Source organism: [Phormidium] sp. LEGE 05292, from assembly GCF_015207735.1.
In the GTDB taxonomy this organism is placed as follows: Bacteria; Cyanobacteriota; Cyanobacteriia; order Cyanobacteriales; family Aerosakkonemataceae; genus Floridanema.
Genome location: NZ_JADEWG010000181.1, coordinates 1 through 11,431, shown reverse-complemented (window position 1 = coordinate 11,431; position 11,431 = coordinate 1). Strand labels below are relative to the sequence as shown.

At 37.0% G+C, this 11,431-nt stretch carries 7 protein-coding genes; 3 read left to right on the top strand and 4 right to left on the bottom strand.

What is annotated here, in order from left to right; genetic code table 11:
- Nucleotides 1–160 precede the first annotated feature (160 nt).
- Nucleotides 161–703 (top strand): TetR/AcrR family transcriptional regulator, encoded by a 543-nt coding sequence (locus IQ264_RS28450; protein WP_193985355.1) that lies wholly within the window; start codon nt 161–163, stop codon nt 701–703.
- A gap of 65 nt (nt 704–768) precedes the next feature.
- Here the strand turns inward: IQ264_RS28450 and IQ264_RS28445 are convergent, their stop codons facing one another.
- The 4 genes from IQ264_RS28445 to IQ264_RS28430 all read right to left on the bottom strand — a co-directional run bounded on the left by IQ264_RS28445 (nt 769) and on the right by IQ264_RS28430 (nt 8,908).
- The gene (locus IQ264_RS28445) at nt 769–3,255 is read right to left on the bottom strand and encodes an ABC transporter substrate-binding protein (protein ID WP_193985353.1); all 2,487 of its coding nucleotides are present in this window, start codon (nt 3,253–3,255) and stop codon (nt 769–771) included.
- Between the two features lie 154 nt (nt 3,256–3,409).
- Nucleotides 3,410–5,932: an ABC transporter substrate-binding protein gene (locus tag IQ264_RS28440; protein WP_193985350.1), complete on the bottom strand. Its 2,523-nt coding sequence runs from the start codon at nt 5,930–5,932 to the stop codon at nt 3,410–3,412.
- Between the two features lie 38 nt (nt 5,933–5,970).
- Nucleotides 5,971–7,407, bottom strand: a complete 1,437-nt coding sequence (locus tag IQ264_RS28435) for a DUF1822 family protein (protein ID WP_193985348.1) — start codon at nt 7,405–7,407, stop codon at nt 5,971–5,973.
- A gap of 19 nt (nt 7,408–7,426) precedes the next feature.
- Nucleotides 7,427–8,908, bottom strand: a complete 1,482-nt coding sequence (locus IQ264_RS28430; RefSeq protein ID WP_193985345.1) for a hypothetical protein — start codon at nt 8,906–8,908, stop codon at nt 7,427–7,429.
- Between the two features lie 393 nt (nt 8,909–9,301).
- On the opposite strand from IQ264_RS28430, the gene IQ264_RS28425 reads away from it, so the two are divergent.
- Together IQ264_RS28425 and IQ264_RS28420 are read left to right on the top strand one after the other, a co-directional pair.
- Nucleotides 9,302–9,961, top strand: coding sequence for a hypothetical protein (locus tag IQ264_RS28425; protein WP_193985343.1), 660 nt, complete (start codon nt 9,302–9,304; stop codon nt 9,959–9,961).
- A 28-nt stretch (nt 9,962–9,989) separates the two neighbouring features.
- A partial coding sequence (locus tag IQ264_RS28420) for a TIGR04222 domain-containing membrane protein (RefSeq protein ID WP_193985341.1) occupies nt 9,990–11,431 on the top strand: 1,442 nt, incomplete at its 3' end.

Genomic DNA, 11,431 nt, shown 5'->3' with positions numbered 1-11,431 from the left:
CTATCCCCTATCCCCTACCCCCTACTTTGAGCCAGCTTGATAACTTGCATCAAACTGGTAGCTGTTTGAATGCCCTTTTTTCTGTACCGTTCATTCGGTATAGTCATACTGTACCGAACGTTCTATATAATGTCAATAGTTAATTTCTAATTTTTGAGTCATGCCGAAAGAAACCTATATTCCTTGCTTGTTGGGGTTGTTTCGCCAGTACGGTTACGATGGTGCAACGCTGTCCAAGATTTCCGAGGCGACTGGACTGGGGAAAGCTAGCCTGTACCATCACTTTCCCGGTGGGAAAGATCAGATGGTCGAGACAGTTTTGGATTATCTGGAAAAATGGCTATCTGAGAATATTTTGCCTGCTTTGGAGAGTGAAGGAGATGCGGTGACAAGGTTGCAGCGAATGTGCTTACGCTTGAACGAACTCTATCAGGGTGGCGAACAACCTTGTATATTTGCGATTTTGTTGTCCGGTTCGGCTAGGGATGTGTTTCACGCTAAAGTAAAGGCACTGTTTCAGGGTTGGATTGATGCGATCGCAAATGTGTTAATCGAGTCAGGTATGGATGCTCAACTTGCCAAACAACGGGGGGAAGATGTCGCAATAGCGATTCAAGGTTCGCTGATTTTATCGCAAGCATTGGACGATACAACCCCGTTTCGGCGGACGAGCGAGCAATTACCAACAATAATTTGCCGATAAAGAGTTCGATGAGTTACTACTTTGCTGCTTATATCAACGCCAACTAGTTTTAGGCCAAGATAGAACTATTCAACTTTAACAAATTTTCCATTTTGAACTTGAATTAATTTATCAGGACGTTGTTGCTGAAGTAGAAATTCCCGTTCGCCTGTTTTTTTGTTAAACTTAAATTCTCCGGCAATTCCCTTAACTTTAAAATTTGGATCTCTGAGTATATCGTCTAATTTTTCGCGACTGGGTTGTGAGGTTTTCAGCAGTTCTTGTAAAGCTGTGACAATCGCGATCGTTGTGTCTTTAGATGTAGATGAACGCCAAGTATTGAGTTCTACTTTCCAGAGTTCCCGGAAAGATTCTTGTTCCTTTAGATCGGGATAATAAGGAACTGATACTGTTAAACCTTCTACTGCTTCTCCTCCCAATTCGATCGTTTTGTCATTATACAAAGTTGGGCTACCAAATAGTTTGACTGGTAATTGATTTTGACGAACTTCTTTAAAAACTGCGATCGCTTTTGGTAAGTGATCTACATAAGGCGCTACCATCAAACTATTAACATTGTGCTTTTTAATTGCTGCAATAACGTTACTTTTATTAAAATTTGGCTGGGAAAAGTTACAGTTAACTTCAATGTACTGCCCTCTATAAGCTGAAACAACCGACCTGAATTCATTTTTAAACGATTCTTGATCTGGGGATGTATTATCTACGCAGATGGCAACGTTAGGTTGAGTAATTGCTTTACCTAAACCGTTAGATAATTGAGCAGCGAAAAAAGTAATTTGTGGAACTAAGCGAAAAACATAAGGTTCTTTTCCTAATTGATTAGCAAAGCTAGTTGGGGAAATCATCACTAGTTTCCCTTTTTTATAAATAGGAGTTGCTGCTACTGAAGCATTACTAGCATTATGCCCAATTACTGCAAAAATACTCGGATCTTTTACAAATTTACGAGCCTTTTCTTCAGCATTTTCACTATTGTTATTATCATTAGCAATAACTATCTGTAATCCTAAACCTTTACCATCAATCCCATCTTCACGATTAACATTCTCTTGTATTTCGGCAACACCGCGTAATATTTCTTCGGCTATAGCTTGGTTGCTACCAAGAGGTACGCTGGTAGCAACTTTAATCTTATTTTTGTTATTTGCTACTCTGGCATTGTTTAAATAAATTCGAGTTTCAGGATCGTTAGGATTTTGCTCGAGGGATGCTTTAAAATGTGCGATCGCTTCTGGATATTTTTTGGCGGCAAAGGCTTTTACTCCGGCTTCTTTTTTAGCATTGGTATTATTTTTGCTGAGAATTTCTTCCCCTAAACTGATTTCTGGTGCAAGAGTACTATCTTTTGATAATTCGGTAATTTTATAGAATCCCAAACCTGTGACAGAAAGGGCGATCGCTGCTCCTATTCCCCAGAGAATAATTGTCCAAATAGGGGGGTTTGTTCCTGACGGGTAAAATAGCGGTGGTTCTTCGGGATTTTGGAAAATTACAGGCAACCAGGAAGCATTAGGTAAGTCATTTTCTATTAACTTTAATTTGTGTCTTGCTTCTTTCACTGCTTCATGTAAAGAAGTATGAGGAGTAAAGCTAGTCAGAAAATCATTCAAGAATTTTTGTGCTACTTCATCATGAATGGGCTGACGCATCACAATAATATGAGGAATTTGCAAACCTTCCAGCTGTCGTGCTAATCCCAATCCATCGCAAGAGTTAAAAATTACCAATTTTAACCCATTTCTAACTACTTGCTTTAAATATTTCTTAATCTGTACGGTCGATAATTTTTCTTGCTCATTAATCGAAATTAGTCCATCGTTTCCGCTAGGATGTGTCGAGCTATGTCCAGCAAAAAATATAATATCCCAAGGCTGATTAGTCAGTTTTTCTACCAATTCATCAGATGGAGGTTTTTTTAACAACGTTAATTTAGCATTCTTTAATCTTTGTTGCAAGATGTTCCAATCAGTTTGAATATCAATTTTTTCATCGCTTCCCAAAATTGCTAAGATTCTAACTGGACTTTTCAAAGCTCCTTTTTTATGTGTGCTGGTACTGCTCAAAGCAACTTCAGGATTGTCATAATACTCTTGAAGAAAAGTCCATAATTCCCAAGGAAGTTTCTGTAGGTCTTGGTTATCTGTTTTTATAGTAAAATTTACCAAGTCGTTTCTGCCAACTGTATGTAGAAGTCGTTGTTTTATTTTTTCTAATGAAGAACGATCTAGCCAGTTATTTAGAGCTTCTACAAATCTGCAAGCTAAATTATTAACCTCATCTTTACTGTCAGTATTTGAACAGTTTGTGTCTATTTGTTGGGGAACTACGATCTGTCGTCTCCACCAACGATTCGTTTTTCCCCAAGCGCAGTAAGCTTGTTGCCAGTTATTATAATCAATAAGAATTTCCGGTGCTGATGCAAGTCTACCTTTGACTTCTTGAACGCAAATTTCTCTATTTTCCTTAATGGTTAAGGTTATAGGAAAACCATGTTCAAAGCTACCTTCATCTATTCTGAAGATGACTTGTTTGCCAAGTTTCATAGTCATTTAGTTAGAGAAATAAAAATCTATGATTAAGTCATTTATAAAAAATTTTTTTTATTTCGTCAAGAGGTATTTTTTATATTTTGGCAAAATTTTCTCCTTTGGGGTAAACGGCTGAGAGAAATGGAGCTATTAGCTGGCATTTAGTCTGGGATTCCTAATTTTTCACGTCCCGCCAAGAGCAGGGATTTGAGGAACAATCGGGGGTGATTAGTGCGTGTGTGTTTTCTTGGCGATCGCTTCCTTTCAAAGTAATTGTTCCGCTTAATCCTTGCATGGGAAATCCCGCAGACAACACTTTTTGTATACCACTTCGACTAGGTTTAGCTTGAATTTGGATTGCCTGAATTACCATTTGTAAAGCATCATAAGACATAATAACCGTCCAATCTAATTCAGTGTTTCGCCAAAAATTTTGAAATTCTTTCACGTTACTAGCAGACGGATAATAAGGTACAGAAACAACTAAATTTTGTAATGCGGTTTTTCCTAAAGCCAAAACTTCATCATCTGATACTGTGCTGCTACCAAGAATCAATAGTTCGCCATTGTTTTCTTTAATTACTTCTACTTTGTTGTTAGGTTCATTGGAAGTAGTATAAGCATCAGGTAATAGGACTATAGCTGCATCTTTAAAGTTCTGCTTAATCCAAGTTACGTTATTTCTCACTTTCTCTATATCTTCACCCAATTCAAAATCGCCAACAATTTTGAGCTTATTGTTCAATGCAGTTTTAAAATCTTTTTTTGAAGCTTCACTAAAAGCTTTTCCCTTAGTATAAAAAATAGCTATATTTTGATAGTTTTTAGCAATTAAATAGTTGACTAAGGGATCGGCTGTTAGTTGAGTAGTTGACGCAGGTCTAAAAAATATATTATTAGGGTGAGTAGAACTTAGTCCGTCAGTAGCCGTGCTGGTTGGCGATACTAAAACTAATTCGTTTTGTTCATAAATACTCTTTACATTAGTAGAAAGATGGCTAGAATAATGACCGAGAACAGCTAAAACGTCCTGTCGTTTTCCTAGTTCTTTGGCAATGGTTTGAGCTTGAGCAATATTATTACCATCGTCTGCAAGTAAAACTCTTATTTTGAATTTATTTTCTGATTCATTATTGAATCGATATTGCAGCCAAGCAACTCCTTTAACTATATTTTCACTCACAAAAGCTGGAGAATTGGAAATGGGGACAACTAAAGGAATTGTGTAAATATTGTTTTCATGAATATTACTAACTTTAAGCTTTGCATTGTTCAAATATATCAATGTTTCTGGGTCTTTTTTTTCCCGCCATGCTTGTGTTAGTAAATCAACAGCTTGTGGATAGTTGTGATTGGCGATCGCCTTAATACCCGCTTGTTTGGTTGGTTGTGGTGGATGCTCTTTAGGATTCATTAAAGCCTTTTCGCCACAACTAAACGGTAAATTTTGATTTAATTGCACATCACAAGCTCTTGGCTGAGGAAAAAATACAGGTAATAAATATTGCCAAGTAACAAAACTAAGTAACGTGCAACCAAAAGCGATCGCACTCCATCGCCAAAATCTTAACTTCTTTCCTTTGACATCCTTACTAACATTTACCTGGGGATAAAATAGTGGTGGTTCTTCAGGATTTTGGAAAATTACAGGCAACCAAGAAGCATTAGGAGAGCGATTATCTAACAATCTTAACTTATCCCTTGCTTCATGCACAGCCCGATGTAAAGAAGCACCATTAGCAAAACTAGTCAAGAAATCATTCAAAAACTTTTGTGCTACTTCGTCATGAATTGGTTGGCGCATTACAATAATATGAGGAATATACAAATTTTCCAATTGTCTTGCTAAACCTAACCCATCACAAGAATTAAAAATTGCTAATTTCAAACCATTTATGACTGCTACCTCTAAAGCATTTCTTAACTGCTGTGGTGACAAATTTTCACGCCGATTAATCCAAATATTCCCATCATTTCCTTCCCGTTCAGTAGAACTATGTCCGGCGAAAAATATAATATCCCAAGGATGATTTTGTAATGTTTGTTGCAGTGTTTCTGACTCAGGCTGTTCAAGGAGAGTTAACTTTGCTGTTCCTAACCTTTGTTGTAGGATATTCCAATCAGTATTAATGTCGATGTTGTCATCGCTTCCCAAAATTACTAAAATTTTTACCGGAAGGCTAAGCGCACCTTTTTCTGGTGTTCTTCTACTACTTAAAGCTACTTCAGGATGGCGATAACGTCTTCTGAGAAAACGCCAAAGTTCCCAAGGAAGTTTTTGTAGTTCTGGGTTGTTAGTTTGGATAATAAATTTTACTAGTTCATCACGTCCTACAGTTTGTAATAATTCCTCTTTGATGTCTTCTAGTGTTGAACTATTTAACCAATTATTAAATGCTAGTTCCAACCTATCAGCCGCATTCATGACTTGCTCAATACTATTTCCGCTAGAATAATTGGAGTTAGTTTGTGGGGGAACACTAATTTGTCGCCTCCACCAACGGCTATTTGGATCTTTACCCCAAGCATTGTAAACTTCTTGCCATTCTTTATAAAGATCGGGAATTTCTGGTGCTGAAACAAGGACACCAGAGACTTCGGGAACACACAGTTTGCCATTTTCCCGAATTTCTAAATTAATCGGGAAACCTTGCTCAAAATTACCTTTTTCAATCCTGAAGATAACTAGCTTGGTCATTGGTTTGATCTTAGATCGGTTAATTGCTGATGTTTATATTAAACAACAAATTGTTCTGTAATGCTAACATCTTTTAAGGTTAACCGAACGTGGAAGCGATCGCCAAGATCGGCAGTAAAGTATAGAGAAATATAATCATCTTGAGGTTCGTTTCTGGCTACAGCCTCTAAACCAGGAATCGGATTGCCGTTTTCGTAAAGTCCCATCAATCGTAAACCTGGGGGTAATTTAGTTAGTGAAACATTGTCATCTCTGAAATCTTTAGTTTGGCTATCTTCTGAGAGATTGCAAATCGGATAAGCTCGTAACAACACGGCAATTTTACCATCGAGTTTTCGTAAAACTGCAACCATTAAAGCGATCGGATGTCCCATTAGTTGCACACCTAAATCCATCACTCTTCTAATAGGCAAACCTGGATAATTTGGAGCAATAGTCCATAAATATTCAGCCGCTTTCCAACGAATACTTTCATCCTGAGTATTCTGTAACAAATAAACTAAAGCATCTGGTTCATTGCTGTTACTAGGAAAAGCTACTTCTGTTTGACTATTATACAGTTGTCTCACTGCTCGTTGAATATTTTCTGGTGTTCCTAGTTCAATCCCTCTAACTCGTTTTCCGCGAAATGCTGGTGCTAAAGTTCTGGGAGTAAATAACTCTTCAAAAGTTTGCCAACCTGCTTCAACAACATCATCTAACCATTGATTGAGAACCGATATTGCAGATAATGATGTAACTGGTTTTACCCGTCTTTCATACAATTTTTGTAGCCAAGAATTATCATTCAATAAAGCACCCCATTTTTCAAATTTTGCCTGCAAACGAGGAGAATAAGGCGAAGGTTTGCTCAATTCTTTAATCAAACATTCGGCTTCGTTAGCTGATATTTTGGCTAAAGGAGTTACTTCGCCTTTTTCATCAGGACAAAAATGTAACACAGTTTCCAGTATTTCTAAGTTAGGAATAACGTAATCTTCCGATAAATAATAGCAGCGATAAATTGGATCGTAATCTGCTTGAGCTTTTAAAGTTTCTCTGCTCACCAAACCCCAAAAATGTAAATACTTTGCTTCTAAATCTATCCCCACTGGTAGATAATAATCTGCCACCCAATTAGGAATGTCAACCCATTCTTGAGGTACGCCAAAATCTGCAATATCAATGCTATCGCTAGGGATCAGTACTAGACGTTTGTTATTCAAATTAATCCCACAACCATTAACAAATTCCCAAATATTGAGGTAAATTTTATCATTAGGAAATCTACTAAAGGAAAAATCCTCGCCTAAATTCTCCTGCATCCATTTCAAGAAACCATTTAGACACAGACGATTTATATAAGCGTAATAGCAACCAGTTTGATTAGAATAATCTCGAAACTCTGGTTTAGCCTGTTTCAAATCTTCTTCTGATAATTCTAACCAGAGATGTTCAGAATAAATGTTACTCAATGTTTGAATATTCGATTTCATGACTTTGTTCCCCCTTAGATTAGATGTGAAGTTGCAGAATAGTTTGTAACCGATTTTCAGTCAGAAATAATATCCTCTCTCTTACTATACCTTTTGATGAAAATACCAAGTTGATTTCTGACTGAATTTGTTCGGTTATGTTGCTGGATAACCATTGCCTAATTGATTCTATCAAATCTTTTACTTCCGAATCAGATTTATGAATTTTTTCGCTAATTTCTAGAGGTGTGAATTTAGTAATGTAGAATAGCCTTAATAACTCTTTACTTGGGTTTTCCAAAAGCTGCATTGCTTGGGAAAAACATCGGTCAATTTGATTTGAGTAATATTCACATAATACCCCTTCAATTTCATTTATTACTGTTGAGCAGGGTTCTAGTTGCAAATTTTCTTTGACCCAATTACAAATTTGTGACAGAATCCAATCGTGCGTTTTTTTGAGACTACGACTGATGTAATATTGTGGTAAATCTCCTAACTCCTTGCCAACTTGACCTTGCTTTAAGTCTAAACCATACCTAAGAAAAAGAGTTTGCTTTTCGGTGGCTGTTTGGAAACTTTGAAGGAGTTGAGTAATAAAGTTTTGAAAATCAACTAAGGTTTGATTCATTTCTTGATCTATTTTTTCTCGATCGGGAATACTATCTATTAATGATGGGTTGTCAGGCGATCGCAAATGACTATAACTATCTAAAGAATCAAGGGGTGGATCTAACAACTGTCGAATTGCCATACCCAGCCTTGACAAATATTGTTTCACTTCTGCTCCATTCATGTTTAATTGCGGGATTTCCGGTAAACTTACCTCGTTTTGCAATTCAGAATAACGATTTACAATTCTTTCAAAATGCTGTAATTCAAAGTTATTAACTCCCAGATCAAGTGAAGTTTTTACCTCTTGAAAACATTGCCAAATTAGTAAATATTGGTCTAACTGTGATTCTTGGTATCCTAAACGTTGTAATGCTTCTTTGACTTGTCTTCGACTAGAGCGTGCAACTAAACCTAAGTTGGTTCTCCCTAGCGTTTCTAAACCAGTGATTTTTCTCACGTTTGGCATTAAAAGATTCTTGATTCTCGTATCAGCAAATCTTTTTAATGTAGGATACCAATAAAGTTGAGAACGACGCTCATCAAATCGCTCAAAAAAATTCGCTGGATTGCATACTAACTCAGAACCCATTAAAAATAAATCCCGGAAGTAATTATTACGAAGATGAACAGGCAAAACAGATAATATTTGTCGAGAAACTTGTTCGCAACGTTTTTCTAAAAAAGCAATCCAATGGGTTCTAAATAACTCATTTTCTGGCTCCAAATGTAATTGTTGAAACAAAAATTGAGCTACTCTCGTATCGAGCATTTCCTCATTGAACTCTGCTAATGGATCTAAGTTTTCGCTGAGGAAACGGATATTTTCCTGCAACTCGGGGTCAGTCCGCCAGACAACACGATTTTCTTCCAGGTTTTTAGGTAGAGTATAGAAGCATTCCAACGGCATAGATGTGTTCTCAGCAACTAAAGTAGTTTTCTGGACTAGCTACAAAGGCGTAGCTCCTTGTCATTTGGTCTACTATATATGATTGGGAGCGAGTTAAAGTTTTATGCAATCCCAGTAATAAATCTTGCTTTTTTGTTGAAGACTGAGAATTGAGAATTGAGGATTTGGGACTGGAAGTACTTATCTAAAATCCTTATGATAAGCGATTAATCCCAATTTGGGCTGCATTCATCCTCATCGGTGAGGCAAAATAAACGGCTATTTAAATGAAAATTTTGCATAAGTCCTGCGGAGTGAGCAATAGATCGCTACAAGAGTGTTCATAACCGTAGGGAGCTAAATATGCAGGGAAACAAAGTACAAATTCTGCATTGCAAATGTGGATTGATTTACATGAGTAAGGCTAACGGCTCATGTTATACGGTTCGTTGTCCTGTATGTAGTCAAACTCCTCATGAAATCGAACACCTCCCGCAGTATAGTTTCTCGAATTTCAAACAACGCTTATCTTCTATGCTAGAGAAATACATTATTCCAGGCGCGCTGACAATTGTTGGTATGGTTGGGTTTGCAGTTATTTCACCTCAAATCTTACCCCAACAAGTACAACTCCCGGTTGAACCAAACCCTAATCGTTCTCCCATTTCTCTACCAAATGGGACTAATATCATTCCGCCTCAAAATTTAGAAGGATATGGAGTTCTAACAGTTGATAATGGCACAGACCGCGATGCTGTAGTTAAATTGATCGATCGCAACTCTGGCGACACGCTTCGTTTTGTGTACGTTCAAGCTAAACATCAAGTAACAATAGAAAACATTCCCTCTGGCAACTGCACTTTCAGATTCAGCACCGGAACAGATTGGGATCAACAAACAAGCAAGTTTTTCCAAAATCCCTCTTTTTCAGAATTCATTCAACCGCTAAATTTCCAAAGAATTCAAACAAAAGATGGAGAAAAGTGGCGAACTTATAAAGTCACACTTCATCCAATATTTGCTGGTAACGCTCAAACCAAACCAATTGGGGAAAGAGATTTTCAGAACAAGTAGTTTTTTTAAAGATTGAGGAAGAGTAATTATGAATCATCAGCAAGCAGAACTTTATCAACGAATTCAAACATTTTCCTTAGACAAGCCAAACACTAAGTTAACATTCAGTAGGCGATTAGCACGAGATAATGGTTGGACGATCGAGTATACTCAGCGGGTTATTGACGAATACAAAAAGTTTGTTTTTCTAGCTATTGTTGCTGAACATCCCGTAAGTCCATCGGAACAAGTCGATCAAGTATGGCATTTACATTTGACTTACACTCAGTCCTACTGGGGAGACTTTTGTCCCAATATTCTCCAAACATCACTACATCATAATCCCACACTTGGAGGTAGTGATGAGCAAAATAAATTCATTAATTGGTACAATAAAACTTTAGTTAGTTATCAACAGTTTTTTGGAGAACCTCCTAGAGAAATTTGGCCTCCTGCTCATATTCGTTTTGGTGAAGATATCCATTTCCGAAGAGTCAATACTCAGCAAAATTGGATTCTGCCAAAACTCAATTTAAGACCCATCTGTTTTCCATCAATTCCTTTGCACAATTACAATAGATGGTTATTTATAATTTTGGGGTTGAGCTTTTCTTTTCTGATCTCAGGTTGCCAATTTCTAGTAGCTGGTAGTAGCATGAACCCCCTTAATTATGATGGAGCAAAATTCTTAGGTTTTTATATATTAGTGGCTAGTAGTTTTATCTTACTCGCTTCTATTATACGTCGATTACTACTATCGATAATTGGTCGTTCCTCTTCAGAATCTACACAACTCAATTATTATGAAGTCGCTTATTTAGCAGCAGGGCCAATTCGGGCAATTGATGTAGCAATTGCTAATTTATTGCAAAGTGGGCATCTAGAAATAATAAAATCAAAAGAGGGTTTCAGGCGTACTAATACTAATCAAGTATCTGAATCTCATCCCCTTGAGCAATTAATTTTAGGAGCAATTAACACCAATCAAACAGGTTACAGATATGGACTAATTCAACAATTAGCTACTCCAACTACCCGGTTAATTAAAATTCGCTTACAACAATTGGGCTTGATGCTAACTCCTTTCCAGATAAAGCTGGTACAAGTGTTATCTACACTTCCGATTCTTGTGGTATTACTTCTGGGTATTGCCAAAATTATTGTAGGGATTTGGCGTGATAAACCTGTTGGTTACTTAACTTTCTTTTGTGTGATTACAGCATGGATTGGTTTGATGTTTTTGCAAGTACCCGATCGCACTAGTTACGCAGAGCAAGTCATAAAAAATTTACAAAGCGAATATGGTAGTATCCTTTCTAAATCGAAGTTTGTACCTTTATCTTCTTCTGAATTAGCCTTCGCCTTTGCCCTCTTTGGTAGTAGTGTTTTAGCAGGAACTTCTTTGATTGATTTATATAACTTACTAACTCCTAAAATCTTCACTTCTACTAATGCCAATACCAGTTATGGTGGGGGTGGTGATGTGGGGGG